Annotated in this window: 18 protein-coding genes; 17 read left to right on the top strand and 1 reads right to left on the bottom strand. The window is 73.1% G+C overall.

The features are described 5' to 3' along the window. Positions 1 to 62: 62 nt before the first annotated feature. On the bottom strand, positions 63 to 788 hold the full coding sequence (locus tag AB0M16_RS31245; protein WP_365348930.1) for a methyltransferase domain-containing protein: 726 nt from the start codon (positions 786 to 788) through the stop codon (positions 63 to 65). 424 nt (positions 789 to 1212) lie between these two features. Between AB0M16_RS31245 and AB0M16_RS31240 the strand changes: the two genes are divergently transcribed. From AB0M16_RS31240 to AB0M16_RS31160, 17 genes are all read left to right on the top strand, one after another. Further along, positions 1213 to 1806 carry a hypothetical protein gene (locus AB0M16_RS31240; RefSeq protein WP_345485364.1) on the top strand — a complete coding sequence of 198 codons (594 nt, stop codon included), beginning with the start codon at positions 1213 to 1215 and terminating at the stop codon, positions 1804 to 1806. A 212-nt stretch (positions 1807 to 2018) separates the two neighbouring features. Further along, on the top strand, positions 2019 to 2462 hold the full coding sequence (gene rpsP, locus AB0M16_RS31235; protein WP_365348928.1) for a 30S ribosomal protein S16: 444 nt from the start codon (positions 2019 to 2021) through the stop codon (positions 2460 to 2462). A 2-nt stretch (positions 2463 to 2464) separates the two neighbouring features. Then, positions 2465 to 2704 carry an RNA-binding protein gene (locus AB0M16_RS31230; RefSeq protein WP_005311361.1) on the top strand — a complete coding sequence of 80 codons (240 nt, stop codon included), beginning with the start codon at positions 2465 to 2467 and terminating at the stop codon, positions 2702 to 2704. Positions 2705 to 2781: 77 nt separating this feature from the next. Next, positions 2782 to 3411: a ribosome maturation factor RimM gene (gene rimM, locus AB0M16_RS31225; RefSeq protein ID WP_365348926.1), complete on the top strand. Its 630-nt coding sequence runs from the start codon at positions 2782 to 2784 to the stop codon at positions 3409 to 3411. Then, entirely contained in the window at positions 3411 to 4232 is an 822-nt protein-coding gene (trmD, locus tag AB0M16_RS31220) for a tRNA (guanosine(37)-N1)-methyltransferase TrmD (protein ID WP_365348924.1), read from the top strand. The genes rimM and trmD overlap by 1 nt, the downstream gene beginning before the upstream one ends. A gap of 129 nt (positions 4233 to 4361) precedes the next feature. Then, positions 4362 to 4712: a 50S ribosomal protein L19 gene (gene rplS / locus AB0M16_RS31215; protein WP_365348922.1), complete on the top strand. Its 351-nt coding sequence runs from the start codon at positions 4362 to 4364 to the stop codon at positions 4710 to 4712. Positions 4713 to 4751: 39 nt separating this feature from the next. Further along, complete coding sequence (gene lepB, locus AB0M16_RS31210) at positions 4752 to 5768, top strand: signal peptidase I (RefSeq protein WP_365348920.1); 1017 nt, start codon at positions 4752 to 4754, stop codon at positions 5766 to 5768. Further along, positions 5761 to 6813: a signal peptidase I gene (lepB, locus tag AB0M16_RS31205; protein WP_365348918.1), complete on the top strand. Its 1053-nt coding sequence runs from the start codon at positions 5761 to 5763 to the stop codon at positions 6811 to 6813. The genes lepB (AB0M16_RS31210) and lepB (AB0M16_RS31205) overlap by 8 nt, the downstream gene beginning before the upstream one ends. Next, positions 6728 to 7738: a signal peptidase I gene (lepB, locus tag AB0M16_RS31200; RefSeq protein WP_365349045.1), complete on the top strand. Its 1011-nt coding sequence runs from the start codon at positions 6728 to 6730 to the stop codon at positions 7736 to 7738. The genes lepB (AB0M16_RS31205) and lepB (AB0M16_RS31200) overlap by 86 nt, the downstream gene beginning before the upstream one ends. 66 nt (positions 7739 to 7804) lie before the next feature. Next, positions 7805 to 8563 carry a signal peptidase I gene (gene lepB, locus AB0M16_RS31195; RefSeq protein ID WP_365348916.1) on the top strand — a complete coding sequence of 253 codons (759 nt, stop codon included), beginning with the start codon at positions 7805 to 7807 and terminating at the stop codon, positions 8561 to 8563. Then, positions 8560 to 9063, top strand: coding sequence for an NUDIX hydrolase (locus tag AB0M16_RS31190; RefSeq protein WP_365348914.1), 504 nt, complete (start codon positions 8560 to 8562; stop codon positions 9061 to 9063). Before lepB (AB0M16_RS31195) ends, AB0M16_RS31190 begins: the two co-directional genes overlap by 4 nt. 55 nt (positions 9064 to 9118) lie before the next feature. Next, complete coding sequence (locus AB0M16_RS31185; protein WP_005311352.1) at positions 9119 to 9427, top strand: DUF2469 domain-containing protein; 309 nt, start codon at positions 9119 to 9121, stop codon at positions 9425 to 9427. A 105-nt stretch (positions 9428 to 9532) separates the two neighbouring features. Continuing rightward, on the top strand, positions 9533 to 9895 hold the full coding sequence (locus tag AB0M16_RS31180; protein WP_365348912.1) for a YraN family protein: 363 nt from the start codon (positions 9533 to 9535) through the stop codon (positions 9893 to 9895). Beyond that, positions 9895 to 11508 carry a YifB family Mg chelatase-like AAA ATPase gene (locus tag AB0M16_RS31175; RefSeq protein ID WP_365348910.1) on the top strand — a complete coding sequence of 538 codons (1614 nt, stop codon included), beginning with the start codon at positions 9895 to 9897 and terminating at the stop codon, positions 11506 to 11508. Before AB0M16_RS31180 ends, AB0M16_RS31175 begins: the two co-directional genes overlap by 1 nt. Next, positions 11505 to 12803 (top strand): DNA-processing protein DprA, encoded by a 1299-nt coding sequence (dprA, locus tag AB0M16_RS31170; RefSeq protein ID WP_365348908.1) that lies wholly within the window; start codon positions 11505 to 11507, stop codon positions 12801 to 12803. Before AB0M16_RS31175 ends, dprA begins: the two co-directional genes overlap by 4 nt. A 245-nt stretch (positions 12804 to 13048) precedes the next feature. Beyond that, on the top strand, positions 13049 to 13885 hold the full coding sequence (whiG, locus tag AB0M16_RS31165; protein ID WP_365348906.1) for an RNA polymerase sigma factor WhiG: 837 nt from the start codon (positions 13049 to 13051) through the stop codon (positions 13883 to 13885). A 57-nt stretch (positions 13886 to 13942) separates the two neighbouring features. Next, a complete protein-coding gene (locus AB0M16_RS31160) occupies positions 13943 to 14503 on the top strand; it encodes a helix-turn-helix domain-containing protein (RefSeq protein ID WP_365349043.1) in 561 nt (186 codons plus the stop codon). Positions 14504 to 14575 lie beyond the last annotated feature (72 nt).

The raw sequence follows: 14575 nt of genomic DNA, 5'->3' as shown, positions 1-14575 counted from the left end.
GTCCGGTCGACGGGACACCCCTTGGGGGAGTGGGGGTCGAGCCGGCCCGGAGGCCCGGTGGATCAGGCGACCCGGGCGACGACGTAGCGGAACACGTTCGGCATCCAGACCGTGCCGTCCGGCCGGACATGGGGCTCCAGGGCCTCCAGGAGCTCCTTCTCGACCTGGTCCGGATCCGTCGCCCGGACCGCCGCGTCGAACTCACCCGTCGACAGCAGGCCCCGCACCGCGCTGTCCCGGTCCGCGTAACCGAACGGGCAGGCCACCCGGCCCGAGGCCGTCGGGTGCAGCCCCGCCGCCGCGACCGTCTCCTCCAGGCCGGCCCGCTCCGCACCCGCCCAGCCGGCGAGCCGGGCCGCGACCCGCAGCACCGGGGCCGTCGCGCACCGCTCGGCCGGGCCCCAGCCGGCGAGCACGATCGCCGCGTCCCGTTCGGCCGAACGGGTGACGGACGCCAGGCCTCCCGGGAACCCGGCCGTCCCGTGGAAGGCCGTGATCACGTCGTACGGACCGGCCTCCGGAGCCCCCGTCGTGCCGAGCGGCGCCTCGGGGAGCCGCTCCCTGGCCAGCGCCACGCGCGCGTGGTCCCGGTCGACGCCGGCCACCCGCGCCCCGCGCCCCGCCGCCATGAGCAGCGCGAGGCCGGAGCCGCAGCCGAGGCCGAGCACCCGTGACCCGGCGCCCACGCCGAGCCGGTCGTACACCGCCTCGTAGAGCGGGACGAGCATGCGTTCCTGGATCTCGGCCCAGTCGCGCGCGGGGTGGTGCGGGACGAGCGTAGGTGTCATGGAAAGCGCCCCAATCCGTACCTGACGACAACCCCCCGTAGCCAGGGAACTGCGCATCGCGGTCCCCGTCCAGTGCTCGGGCCGGACGACTCGGGGCCAGTTCCGCGGGACCGGTCGGGGTCGGTGCCGCGGGACCGGGAGGCACCGGCCGGATCTCGCCGGGGGAGGGGGGCTGGTGCCCGAGTTCGGGCAGGCACCCGGTACTGTCCTCCCACCACCGTCCCGGCGGGCGTGACCAGCCGCCCCGTCCCGGCGTCCGCGACCGGTCCGCCCCCGCCCCGGCGTGCGGGACCGCCCCGCGCGCGGGGCGTATGCGCCGCTACGCGCAGCTCCGGACGCATCGGTGCCGACTGACGGGTACGTGCAAAATATTTGACTTGCCCCGGAATGGAACCCGGAGGGGATCCGGCTCGTTGTACCCGACGTGAGCACGACACCCCCTGTTCTCGCCGCAGAGCTGGCGCAGGCGTGGGCCGACATTCAGCGGCACCACCCCGAGCTGCCCGACCTTGCCGCGCCCGAGTCCCTGATCGGAGAGTCCTCGTCCGCCTGCGGCGCCGAACTCTCCTTCGAGCGACTGCTCCACGAGGCAGTCCACGGCATCGCCGCCGCCCGAGGTGTCCGCGACACCTCGCGCGCCGGCCGCTACCACAACCGCAGATTCCTCGCGATCGCCGAGGAGCTGGGCCTGGACCATCCCGAGGAACCGCATGCCAGCAGCGGTTTCTCCCTGGTCACCCTGAACGCGGAGGCCAGGCGGCGCTATCGGCCCACCATCGAGCGGCTCCAGCGCGCCCTCAAGGCCCACACGGTCGCGACCGCCGCCGACACCAAGCGCTCCTTCCGCGGGCCGGCCGCCCGGCACGGCTCCTCCGGCGGCGGCGTGCGGGTCAAGGCCGTCTGCGACTGCGGACGCAACGTGCGCGTGGTCCCGTCCGTGCTCGCCCAGGCGCCGATCGTCTGCGGCGGCTGCGGCAAGCCCTTCCGCATCCCGGAGACGGTGGGCGCCGCGAGCTGACCGAGGTCGGCCGACCCGGGACGGGGGACCCGGGGCCGGCATGACCCGGGGCGGCCGGGCCCGCGGCGTGTGGCACAATGGCTAGCTGTACTCGACAGTCGCACAGGACCCCTCTCTCCTCCGGCTGACGCGTCCATCGGGCACCCGAGTACCGCAACCCCACGTGGCATCTCAAGTGCCCAACCACGTCAAGACCAGGAGACACCACTCCAGTGGCAGTCAAGATCAAGCTCAAGCGCCTCGGCAAGATCCGCCAGCCGCACTACCGCATCGTCGTCGCCGACTCCCGCACCCGCCGGGACGGTCGTGCGATCGAGGAGATCGGCCTCTACCACCCGACGTACAACCCGTCGCGTATCGAGGTCGACTCCGAGCGTGCGCAGTACTGGCTGTCCGTCGGCGCCCAGCCGACCGAGCCGGTTCTCGCCATCCTGAAGCTCACCGGCGACTGGCAGAAGCACAAGGGCCTCCCCGCTCCGGAGAAGCCCCTGCTCGCCCCGGCGACCAAGGAAGCCAAGCGCGCCACCTTCGACGAGTTCGCCAAGGCTCTCGAGGGCGACGACACCAAGGGTGAGGCCATCACCCCGAAGGCCAAGAAGGCCGACAAGAAGGCGGACGAGGCCGAGGCCGAGTCCACCGAGTCGACCGAGGCCTGATCATGCTCGAGGAGGCTCTCGAGCACCTCGTGAAGGGCATCGTCGACAACCCCGACGACGTGCAGGTCGCCTCGCGCAACCTGCGCCGTGGCCGCGTCCTTGAGGTCCGGGTGCACCCCGACGACCTCGGCAAGGTGATCGGCCGCAACGGCCGCACCGCGCGGGCGCTGCGTACCGTCGTGGGCGCCATCGGCGGCCGTGGCATCCGTGTCGACCTCGTCGACGTGGACCAGGTCCGCTGAACGTTTGACACCGGCACGGGCCGGGGAGGGCCGACGGCCCTCCCCGGCCCGTTGTCGTACGACAGGAGAGATCACCAGTGCAGTTGGTAGTCGCGCGGATCGGCCGCGCCCACGGCATCAAGGGCGAGGTCACCGTCGAGGTGCGGACCGACGAGCCCGAGCTGCGGCTCGGCCCCGGCGCCGTCCTGCACACCGACCCGGCCTCCGCCGGGCCGCTCACCATCGAGACCGGCCGGGTGCACAGCGGCCGGCTGCTTCTGCGCTTCGAGGGCGTGGCCGACCGCAACGGCGCCGAGGCCCTGCGCAACATCCTCCTCATCGCGGACATCGATCCCGAGGAGCTCCCCGACGGGGAGGACGAGTACTACGACCACCAGCTGGTCGACCTCGACGTCGTGCTCGCCGACGGCACCGAGATCGGCGTGATCTCCGAGATCTCCCACCTGCCGTCCCAGGACCTGTTCATCGTCGAGCGGCCCGACGGCAGCGAGCTCATGATCCCGTTCGTCTCGGAGATCGTCACCGAGATCGACCTGGAGAACCAGCGTGCCGTGATCGCCCCGCCGCCGGGTCTGATCGACGACGCCGACGCGGTCGTCGTCTCCGCGCGCGAGGCCGAGGCCGAGGCCGACGGGCCCTCCGAGGCCGCTCCGGCTGACGACGCGGACGCGGGCTCCGGCTCCGGCGCGGACAAGGACGCCTCCTGATGCGCCTCGACGTCGTCACGATCTTCCCCGAGTACCTCGAACCGCTGAACGTCTCGCTCGTCGGCAAGGCCCGCGCCCGCGGGCAGCTCGACGTGCACGTCCACGACCTCCGCGGATGGACGTACGACCGGCACAACACCGTCGACGACACCCCGTACGGCGGCGGTCCCGGCATGGTCATGAAGACCGACCCCTGGGGCGACGCCCTCGACCAGACCCTCGCGGACGGCTTCGAGGCCGGCGCCCACGGTCCGGTCCTGGTCGTCCCCACCCCGAGCGGCCGTCCCTTCACCCAGGAGCTCGCCGTCGAGCTCTCCGAGCGGCCCTGGCTGATCTTCACGCCCGCCCGCTACGAGGGCATCGACCGGCGCGTCATCGACGAGTACGCCACCCGCATGCCGGTCTACGAGGTGTCGATCGGGGACTACGTCCTGGCCGGCGGCGAGGCCGCCGTCCTCGTCGTCACCGAGGCCGTCGCCCGGCTCCTGCCCGGCGTGCTCGGCAACGCCGAGTCGCACCGGGACGACTCCTTCGCCCCGGGTGCCATGGCCAACCTCCTGGAAGGCCCCGTCTACACCAAGCCCCCGGAGTGGCGCGGCCGTGGCATCCCCGACGTGCTGCTCAGCGGGCACCACGGCAAGATCGCCCGCTGGCGCCGCGACGAGGCGTTCCGCCGCACCGCCGCGAACCGGCCCGACCTGATCGAGCGCTGCGACCCCGCCGCCTTCGACAAGAAGGACCGGGAGATCCTCTCCATGCTGGGCTGGGCCCCCGAGCCCGGCGGCCGATTTTGGCGCAGGCCGGACGGCGTGGAAGAATAGGCCGCTGTCGTGCGTCCGGCGCGCGCCCCTGCCACAGGGGGAACGACGCCCGCCAGGGACGGACGACCATCACCAACCATTCGTACGTACCGCTGATGACCTGTGGCATCAGCGAGGAAAGAGACCTCCATGGCCTCCCTGCTCGACCAGGTCAACGCCGGTTCGCTGCGCTCCGACGTCCCGGCCTTCCGCCCCGGCGACACCGTGAACGTCCACGTTCGCGTCATCGAGGGCAACCGCTCCCGTATCCAGCAGTTCAAGGGTGTCGTCATCCGCCGTCAGGGCTCGGGCGTCTCCGAGACCTTCACGGTCCGCAAGGTCTCCTTCTCCGTCGGCGTCGAGCGCACCTTCCCGGTGCACAGCCCGATCTTCGAGAAGATCGAGCTCGTCACCCGCGGTGACGTCCGTCGCGCCAAGCTCTACTACCTGCGTGAGCTGCGCGGCAAGGCTGCCAAGATCAAGGAGAAGCGCGACAACTGAGCTCCGGCCCACAGGGTGGCGGGATAGGCTCTGCCCCCGATGGACACCGAAGCACAGCACACGGAGCGCGATCGCTCCTCCGGCAAGGAGGAGCGGTCGCGCTCCGCGCGCGTTTCCGGGGCGGACCCGGGGTCCGGGCGGGGTGCGGAGGCCCGGCGGGGTGCGGGGGGCGCCGCGAATGCCGCGCAGGACGGAAGCGCCGCGGATGCCGGGAGCGCCGCCGCACGGGTCGAGGACGCACCGGCGGACGACGGCGGGCCCGCCTCCCCCTCCGGTGGACTGACCTGGCGGCGTACCGGGCTCGTCGGCGTCGCCTGCATGGTCTTCCTGCTGCTGTTCAGCCACTTCGTGCTGCAGCCCTTCCTGGTGCCCAGCAGCTCGATGGAGCCCACCCTCCAGGTCGGCGACCGGATCCTGGTCAACAAGCTGGCGTACCGTTTCGGCGACCAGCCGCGCCGCGGTGACGTGGTCGTCTTCGACGGCACCGGGTCCTTCGTCCAGGAGGAGACCGACGGCAATCCGGTCACCGGCCTGGTGCACGACGCCGCGGCCGCCCTCGGGCTGGCCGAGCCCGACGAGACGGACTTCGTGAAGAGGGTCGTCGGCACCGGCGGCGACCGGGTGGTCTGCTGCGACAAGGACGGCCGGATCAGCGTCAACGGCGTCCCCGTGCGCGAGACGTACGTGATGCTGGGCGACCAGCCGTCCGGCGTTCCGTTCGACATCGTGGTGCCGGACGGCACCCTGTGGGTGATGGGCGACCACCGCAGCCAGTCCAGCGACTCCCGCGACCATCTCGGGCAGCCCGGCGGCGGCATGGTCCCGGTCGACAAGGTGATCGGCCGCGCCGACTGGATCGGCTGGCCCTTCGGCCGCTGGTCCACCGTGCCCGACACGGACGCCTTCGCTCGCGTACCGGCGTGGACCACGGGCGGCCACGGGGCCGCGCACGCGGTCGGGCCGGTCGGGCCGGTCGGGCGGGTCGGGCCGGTCGGGCGGGTCGGGCCGGTCGGGCGGGTCGGGCCGGCCGAGCCCCGCGGGCCCGGCCGTGGGTAGCCGGGGGAAGCCGCCCGCGGGCCGCCGCGGCGCCGCGGCGGGGGCGGACGGCGAGGTCCGTGCCGCACCGGGGCGGGCCGAGCGGCGCAAGCTCGCCCGCAAGGTCAAACGGCGTCGGCGGCGCTCCGCCGTCAAGGAGATCCCGCTCCTCCTCACCGTCGCCGTCCTCATCGCGCTGGTCCTGAAGACCTTCCTGGTGCAGGCCTTCGTGATCCCGTCCGGTTCGATGGAGCAGACCATCCGGATCGACGACCGGGTGCTCGTCGACAAGCTCACGCCCTGGTTCGGCGCCGAGCCGCAGCGCGGCGACGTCGTCGTCTTCAGGGACCCGGGCAACTGGCTCCAGCAGGAGACCGAGCCGGCCGCCGACGCCCCGGTGGGGGTCAAGCAGCTCAAGCAGGCGCTCACCTTCATCGGGCTGCTGCCCTCGGCCGACGAACAGGACCTGATCAAGCGGGTCGTCGCGGTCGGCGGGGACACCGTGAAGTGCTGCGCGGCGGACGGCAGGCTCACGGTCAACGGCGTACCGTTGGACGAACCGTATCTGCACCCGGGGAACCCGCCCTCGAAGATCCCCTTCGAGGTCAAGGTCCCGCAGGGGAGGGTGTTCGTCATGGGCGACCACCGGTCCGATTCCGCCGACTCGCGCTTCCATCTCGACGAGAAGGACCACGGCACGGTCTCCGAGGAGCAGATCGTGGGCCGGGCCGTCGTCATCGCCTGGCCGTTCGGCCACTGGCGGCGCCTGGAGGAGCGGTCGACCTTCGCGTCCGTCCCGGACGCCGACGGCGTGGGCGCGGCAGCGGCGCACGGTGTGTCGCATAGTGTGTCCCAGCGCGATCTCAACGGATTGCCTTGGCTCCCGACCCCTGCGGAACTTCTGCTCGTTATGGGAGTGGTGGGCCTGTCCCTGTTCCGGGACGGGCGATTGCACGGACTGAGGAGTGGATGTGGGGGATTTGGCCGTCGGCGCACGATCAGGACACGACGAGCCCGAGGAGAGGCCCGAGCGGCCGGTCCCGTCGGCGGCGGCCATGACGGATGACGCCGCGGGTCGTCCCGACCCCGATCCGCGCCTCGGCCGGCGCCCGGACGAGGACTCGACGCCGACGTCCCCCGCCACGGACGGCCCGGCTGCCGAAGGCGGTGGCAGCGACGACGACGGGGACGGTGACGGGGACGGCGGGAGCACGGCCCGCGGCGACCGCGGCCCCCGGCCCCAGCGTTCCTTCTGGAAGGAACTGCCCCTCCTCATCGGCATCGCGCTCGTCCTCGCGCTGCTCATCAAGACCTTCCTGGTGCAGGCGTTCTCGATTCCCTCGGACTCGATGATGAACACGCTCCAGCGCGGCGACCGGGTCCTCGTCGACAAGCTCACCCCGTGGTTCGGCTCCGAGCCGGAGCGCGGCGAGGTCGTCGTCTTCCACGACCCGGGCGGCTGGCTCGAGGACGGCAAGACCGCCGAGCCGAACGTGGTGCAGAAGGTCCTCAGCTTCATCGGCCTCATGCCGTCCGCCGAGGAGAAGGACCTGATCAAGCGGGTCATCGCGATCGGCGGCGACACCGTCTCCTGCAAGGAGGGCGGCAAGGTCGTCGTCAACGGCAAGGAGCTGGACGAGACCTACCTGTACCCGGGCTCGGTGCCCTGCGACCCGGCCTTCGGCCCGGTCAAGGTCCCCGAGGGCCGCATCTGGGTCATGGGCGACAACCGGCAGAACTCGCTCGACTCCCGCTTCCACATGGAGCTCGCGGGCGGCGGCACCGTCTCCAACGACGAGGTCGTCGGCCGGGCCGTCGTCATCGCCTGGCCGGTCACCCGCTGGGCCACCCTGCCCGTCCCGGCCACCTTCGACCAGCCCGGGCTCAACCAGGCGCTGGCCGTCGCCCCCGGCGCCGCCGGGTTCGCCGTGGCGCTCCCGCTCGTGCTGTGGCGGCGCAAGAGGCGCGCCGATCGCCATACCGCGGAGTAGCGACCCGCGGGTAGGGTGCCGTCCCGGACCGTCGCACGGACGGTCCGCGGAGCATCCGGGGTGCCCATGAGCGTCGAATCGCGTACGAAGGACGGCCACGGCCGCCTCGGCAGACTGCTGTCGGGGCTGGCCGTGGCCGTCGGCTGTGTGCTCTTCCTCGGCGGCTTCGTCGTCGGCGCCGTCCTCTACCAGCCGTTCACGGTGCCCAGCGACTCGATGACCCCGACGCTCGACGTCGGCTCCAAGGTGCTCGCCCAGCGCATCGACGGCGCGGACGTGAAGCGCGGCGACATCGTCGTCTTCAACGACCCGATGTGGGGCAACGTGCCCATGGTCAAGCGGGTCGTCGGCGTCGGCGGCGACACCGTCGCCTGCTGCGGCGCCGGGGGGCGGGTCACCGTCAACGGCAAGGAGATCGAGGAACCGTATCTGCGGCCGGGCAAGGTCGCCTCCGCCGTGGAGTTCTCCGCGACCGTCCCCGCCGGGAAGCTCTTCCTCCTCGGCGACGAGCGGCACAACTCCATGGACTCCCGCGCCCACCTGCAGGAGGCCGGCCACGGCTCCGTGCCCGTCTCCGCCGTCGTCGGCCGCGTCGACGCCGTCGCCTGGCCCGCCAAGGGCGTCGTGGACCGGCCGGCGAACTTCGCCGCCCTGCCCGGAGGGGTCTCCGCCCCGGGCCCCGTCGCACCCCTCTTCTACGCCGCCGTCGCCGGGTGTGTACTGATCCTGGCCGGTGCCGCGTACGGGCCGATCGCCCGGACACTGGCCCCGAGCAAGCCCGCGGCCGCGGCCACGGGACGGACCGAGGGGAAGGTGAACGCATGACGGCGGCGGGAACGGGACCTTCCGCCCGGCGGGTGGCGCGGGTCGTGCTGCTCGACCCGGACGACCGCATCCTCCTCATGCACGGCTACGAACCCGACGACCCCGCCCAGACCTGGTGGTTCACACCCGGAGGCGGACTGGAGGGCGACGAGAGCCGGGAGCAGGCCGCGCTGCGCGAACTCGCCGAGGAGACCGGCATCACCGACGTCGAACTCGGGCCGGTGCTGTGGCGGCGCTACTGCTCCTTCCCCTTCGACGGCCGCCGCTGGGACCAGGACGAGTGGTACTACCTGGCCCGCACCACACAGACCGCCACCGCGCCCGGCGGGCTCACCGAACTGGAGGCCCGCAGTGTGGCCGGCCTGAGGTGGTGGACCTCCGCCGAACTGTCGGCGGCGCGTGAGACGGTGTACCCCAACAGACTGGCCGAGCTGCTCCGCACGCTGCTCGACGAAGGACCCCCGAGCGCGCCGCTCGTTCTCGCCCCGGAAATCGTTTAGGGGCCCGGGCGACTGGCGCACAATAGGGGGACGCACGGCTGAAGGGGAACATGCCATGAGCGCCGAGGACCTCGAGAAGTACGAGACCGAGATGGAGCTGAAGCTCTACCGGGAGTACCGCGACGTCGTCGGGCTGTTCAAATACGTGATCGAGACCGAGCGGCGCTTCTACCTCACCAACGACTACGAGATGCAGGTGCACTCGGTCCAGGGCGAAGTGTTCTTCGAGGTCTCCATGGCCGACGCCTGGGTCTGGGACATGTACCGGCCCGCCCGCTTCGTCAAGCAGGTCCGTGTCCTCACGTTCAAGGACGTGAACATCGAGGAGCTCAACAAGAGCGACCTGGAGCTCCCCGGCAGCTGAAACCACTCGTGAGGGTGGCCCGGTTTTCCACAACGGCCCGCCCGTCCACAGCGCCGCACACGCGGCGTCACGATGCGTCACATTCGGTGCCGGAGGTGGTACCGAATGAACGCAACCCGAGCCCTCGGGCAGTACGGCGAAGAGCTCGCCGCCAGGCTGCTCACCGCGGCCGGCCTGCAGATCCTCGCCACGAACTGGCGCTGCGGCCGCACCGGAGAGATCGACATCGTCGCCCGCGACGGCGACACCCTCGTCGTCTGCGAGGTCAAGACCCGCCGTGAGGGAGCCTTCGAGCACCCCATGGCCGCCGTCACCCCCCGCAAGGCCGCCCGCCTGCGCCACCTCGCCGCCTGCTGGCTCGACCGACACGGCCGCACACCCCGCGGCGGCGTCCGGATCGACCTCGTCGGCGTCGTCCTGCCCCGCCGCGGCGCACCCGTCGTCACCCACGCCCGAGGGGTGGCCTGATGGGATTCGCCCGCACCTGCTCCGTGGCCCTCGTCGGCGTCGAAGGCGTCGTCGTCGAGGTCCAGGCCGACCTCGAAGCCGGAGTCGCCGCCTTCACCCTCGTCGGACTCCCCGACAAGAGCCTCACCGAGAGCCGCGACCGCGTCCGCGCCGCCATCGCCAACTCCGGCGCCGAATGGCCCCAGAAGAAACTCACCGTCGGCCTCAGCCCCGCCTCCGTCCCCAAGGGAGGCTCCGGCTTCGACCTCGCCGTGGCCGCCGCCGTCCTCGGCGCCGCCGAACGCGTCGACCCCCGGGCCATCGCCGACCTCGTCCTCATCGGCGAACTCGGCCTCGACGGCCGCGTCCGCCCCGTACGAGGCGTCCTGCCCGCCGTCCTCGCCGCCGCCGACGCCGGATACCGCCAGGTCGTCGTCCCCGAGCAGACCGCCGGCGAGGCATCCCTCGTCCCCGGCGTCTCGGTCCTCGGCGTCCGCACCCTGCGCCAGCTCATCGCCGTCCTCGCCGACGAGCCCGTCCCCGAAGAGGCGCCCCACGAGGACGGCCGCCCCGACCCCCTGCTCGCCGGACTCCTCGTCCCCGGCGCCGGGATCGGCACCGGACTCGCCGCCGACCCCGCCGACGGACCCGACCTCGCCGACGTCGCCGGACAGCACACCGCCCGCCGCGCCCTGGAGATCGCCGCCGCGGGCGCCCACCACCTGCTGCTCTCCGGACCGCCCGGCGCCGGCAAGACCATGCTCGCCGAGCGCCTCCCCGGCATCCTGCCGCCCCTCACCCGCCAGGAATCCCTCGAAGTCACCGCCGTCCACTCGATCGCCGGCATCCTCCCGCCCGGCGAACCCCTCGTCCACCGCCCGCCCTACTGCGCACCCCACCACTCCGCGACCATGCAGTCCCTCATCGGCGGCGGCAACGGACTGCCCCGCCCCGGCGCCGTCTCCCTCGCCCACCGCGGCGTCCTCTTCCTGGACGAAGCCCCCGAATTCACCACCAAAGCCCTCGACGCCCTCCGACAGCCCCTCGAATCCGGACACGTCGTCGTCGCCCGCGCCGCCGGCGTCGTCCGCCTCCCCGCCCGCTTCCTCCTCGCCCTCGCCGCCAACCCCTGCCCCTGCGGGCGCCACACCCTCCACGGCGCCGGCTGCGAATGCCCCGCCTCCCTCATCCGCCGCTACCAGGCCCGCCTCTCCGGACCCCTCCTCGACCGCGTCGACCTGCGCGTCGAAGTCGAACCCGTCACCCGCCACGAGCTCCTCGGCCGCGGCGGCCGCGGCGAGGACAGCGGCACCGTCGCCGACCGCGTCCGTGAAGCCCGCGCCCGCGCCGCCGCGCGCCTCGACGGCACCCCCTGGACCGTCAACAGCGAGATCCCCGGCCACGAACTCCGCACCCGCTACACCGCCGCACCCGGCGCCCTCGCCGCCGCCGAACGCGACATCGACCGCGGCCTCCTCACCGCCCGCGGCCTCGACCGCGTCCTCCGCGTCGCCTGGACCGCCGCCGACCTCGCCGGCCGCGACCGCCCCGGCACCGACGACCTCGCCCTCGCCCTCGAACTCCGCACCGGCATCACCCGAGGCGTCCCCGTCACCGCGGGGGAGTGGACATGACCCGCCACGACACCGAACGCCTCGCCCGCGCCGCCCTCACCCACATCGTCGAACCGGGCGACGAGCACGCGGGCCGCGCCGTGCACCGATACGGGGCGAGCGGCTTCCTGGAGCTCCTGACGGAAGCGGACGGCGAAGCCCCGCTCCCGGCCCCCCGGGCCCCGCGCGAACCCGGCGACACCGCAGACCTGTTCCCGGCCGGACCCGCCCCGTACGAGAGCGACGGCCGCGAGCCCCAGTCCCCGCCCGCCCGGCCCGCCCGCCACACCCACGACAGCGACGGCCCGCCCGCCACCGGTGCGCGACGGATCGCGGGCTGGCGACGTCGCGCCCGCACCGCCGCGCCCGAGCGCGACCTCGACCACATCGCCCGGCTCGGCGGACACTTCCTCGTCCCCGGCGACGCCGCCTGGCCCCGACAGCTCGACGACCTCGGCGACGCCCGGCCCCTCGGCCTCTGGGTCCGGGGCCCCGCCGACCTCCGCGGCTGGGCCCTCCGCTCCGTGGCCGTCGTCGGCGCCCGCGCCTGCACCCCCTACGGCGCCCACACCGCCGCGACCCTCGCCGGCGGCCTCGCCGAACGCGGCTGGGTCGTCGTCTCCGGCGCGGCCTTCGGCATCGACGGCGCGGCCCACCGCGGCGCCCTCGGCAGCGACGGCGCCACCATCGCCGTCCTCGCCTGCGGAGTCGACGTCGCCTACCCACCCGGCCACGCCGGCCTCATCGGCCGCATCGCCGAACAAGGCCTCGTCATCGGCGAACTGCCCCCCGGCGGCCACCCCACCCGCAGCCGCTTCCTCCTCCGCAACCGCGTCATCGCCGCCCTCACCCGCGGCACCGTCGTCGTCGAGGCCGAACACCGCAGCGGCTCCCTCGTCACCGCCCGCGCCGCCGCCCGCCTCGGCCGCCACACCATGGGCGTCCCCGGCCCCGTCACCAGCGGGCTCTCCGCCGGAGTCCACGAACTGCTCCGCGGCGAAGCCACCCTCGTCACCGACGCCGCCGAGATCATCGAACTCGTCGGCGCCATCGGGCAGCTCGCCCCACCCCGCCGCGGCCCCGTCCTGCCCCGCGACCTCCTCGCCCCCGGCACCGCCCGCGTCCTCGAAGCCCTCCCCGGCCGCGGCCCCGCATCCCTCGCCGACATCGCCGCCCGCGCCGGCGCCCACCCCGACGACGCCCTCGCCAAGCTGTACGAACTCCACTCGCTGGGGTTCGTCGAGCGACACCAGGACCACTGGAGGTTGACGAACAGGGGCACAGAACCGTCGAACATCCGGCATGGCGCTACTTGACCTGGGGCATTCGGGTGAAATGGTGAAGCCGATGAGCAAGCGAGTTCTCTCGGCCGCACCCGAGGGGCCGACCCGCGCCACGGCCCCCGTTCGAAGACCTGGGCGACGGCAGCCACCCCGACCGGCGCGATCCCTCGCCGTTCGCGCACCGCGACAGCCCACTCACGCTACGCTCACGTGCATCCCCCGCCCGACAACAGGAACGACTCCTTCGCACCCGACAGCAGAACGGCACAAGGCAACGCATGCCCCAGCACACCTCCGGGTCTGACCGCGCCGCGGTGCCCCCAGCAGCCCGGGGCACCGTGCGACCGCCCGCACCGACCTCCCTCGACGAGCTGTGGCGCTCGTACAAGGACACCGGCGACGAGCGGCTGCGGGAGCAGCTGATCCTGCACTACTCGCCCCTCGTCAAATACGTCGCCGGACGCGTCAGCGTCGGCCTGCCGTCCAACGTGGAGCAGGCCGACTTCGTCTCCTCCGGGGTCTTCGGACTCATCGACGCCATCGAGAAGTTCGACGTCGAACGGGCCATCAAGTTCGAGACGTACGCCATCACCCGCATCCGCGGCGCCATGATCGACGAACTCCGCGCGCTCGACTGGATCCCCCGCTCCGTCCGCCAGAAGGCCCGCAACGTCGAACGCGCCTACGCCACCCTCGAAGCCCAGCTGCGGCGCACCCCCACCGAGACCGAGGTCGCCCACGAGATGGGCGTCACCCTGGAGGAACTCCACTCCGTCTTCAGCCAGTTGTCCCTGGCCAACGTCGTCGCCCTGGAAGAACTCCTGCACGTCGGCGGAGAAGGCGGCGACCGGCTCTCCCTCATGGACACCCTCGAGGACACCGCGGCCGACAACCCGGTCGAGGTCGCCGAGGACCGCGAGCTGCGCCGGCTCCTCGCCCGCGCCATCAACACCCTCCCCGAGCGGGAGAAGACCGTCGTCACCCTCTACTACTACGAAGGCCTCACCCTCGCCGAGATCGGGCACGTCCTCGGCGTCACCGAGAGCCGGGTCAGCCAGATCCACACCAAGTCCGTCCTCCAGCTTCGCGCCAAACTGGCCGACGTGGGCCGCTGACCGAGTGAGGCCCCCTCGCCGTACAGTGGAGCAGTGCCCAGGATTCGAGCGGCCTCCGTGGCCGAGCACCGGACCATGCAGCGCGGCGCCCTGCTCGACGCCGCGCGCTCCCTGCTGTCCGAAGGCGGGACGGAGGCGCTGACCTTCCCCGCCCTCGCCGAGCGCACCGGCCTGGCCCGTTCGTCGGTCTACGAGTACTTCCGCTCCCGCGCGGCCGTCGTCGAGGAGCTCTGCGCCGTCGACTTCCCCGTGTGGGCCGCCGAGGTCGAGTCGGCCATGGCCACCGCCGACACGGCCGAGGGCAAGGTCGAGGCCTACGTCCGCAGCCAGCTGCAACTCGTCGGGGACCGGCGCCACCGCGCGGTCGTCGCGATCTCGGCGAGCGAGCTCGACGACGGCGCCCGCGAGAAGATCCGCGCGGCCCACGGCGGCCTCGTCACCATGATCGTCGACGCGCTCTCCGCCCTGGGGCGTCCCCAGCCGCGTCTGGAGGCCATGCTCCTGCAGGGCGTCGTCGACGCCGCGGTCCGCCGCATCGAACTCGGCGCGGCCGAGGACCCCACGACCATCGCGGACGCGGCGGTGTCGATGGCCCTGGGCGGAGTCCGCGGGGCCTGATCTTCCGGCCCGGGCGCGGCCGGCGCCCGGGGGGGGGGGGGGGGCGGCGCGCCGGGGGGCGCGGCCCGGGGC

The organism is Streptomyces sp. NPDC051921 (assembly GCF_040680975.1).
GTDB lineage: Bacteria > Actinomycetota > Actinomycetes > Streptomycetales > Streptomycetaceae > Streptomyces.
Note: the sequence above shows the minus strand (reverse complement) of the source record. Positions and strands in the feature narration are given on the sequence as shown.

Coding starts and splice junctions, on each gene's coding strand:
- AB0M16_RS31245 (WP_365348930.1), bottom strand. CDS start 788: ATGACACCTACGCTCGTCCCGCACCACCCCGCGCGCGACTGGGCCGAG.
- AB0M16_RS31230 (WP_005311361.1), top strand. CDS start 2,465: ATGCTCGAGGAGGCTCTCGAGCACCTCGTGAAGGGCATCGTCGACAAC.
- trmD (WP_365348924.1), top strand. CDS start 3,411: ATGCGCCTCGACGTCGTCACGATCTTCCCCGAGTACCTCGAACCGCTG.
- rplS (WP_365348922.1), top strand. CDS start 4,362: ATGGCCTCCCTGCTCGACCAGGTCAACGCCGGTTCGCTGCGCTCCGAC.
- lepB (WP_365348920.1), top strand. CDS start 4,752: ATGGACACCGAAGCACAGCACACGGAGCGCGATCGCTCCTCCGGCAAG.
- lepB (WP_365348916.1), top strand. CDS start 7,805: ATGAGCGTCGAATCGCGTACGAAGGACGGCCACGGCCGCCTCGGCAGA.
- AB0M16_RS31190 (WP_365348914.1), top strand. CDS start 8,560: ATGACGGCGGCGGGAACGGGACCTTCCGCCCGGCGGGTGGCGCGGGTC.
- AB0M16_RS31185 (WP_005311352.1), top strand. CDS start 9,119: ATGAGCGCCGAGGACCTCGAGAAGTACGAGACCGAGATGGAGCTGAAG.
- AB0M16_RS31180 (WP_365348912.1), top strand. CDS start 9,533: ATGAACGCAACCCGAGCCCTCGGGCAGTACGGCGAAGAGCTCGCCGCC.
- AB0M16_RS31175 (WP_365348910.1), top strand. CDS start 9,895: ATGGGATTCGCCCGCACCTGCTCCGTGGCCCTCGTCGGCGTCGAAGGC.
- dprA (WP_365348908.1), top strand. CDS start 11,505: ATGACCCGCCACGACACCGAACGCCTCGCCCGCGCCGCCCTCACCCAC.
- whiG (WP_365348906.1), top strand. CDS start 13,049: ATGCCCCAGCACACCTCCGGGTCTGACCGCGCCGCGGTGCCCCCAGCA.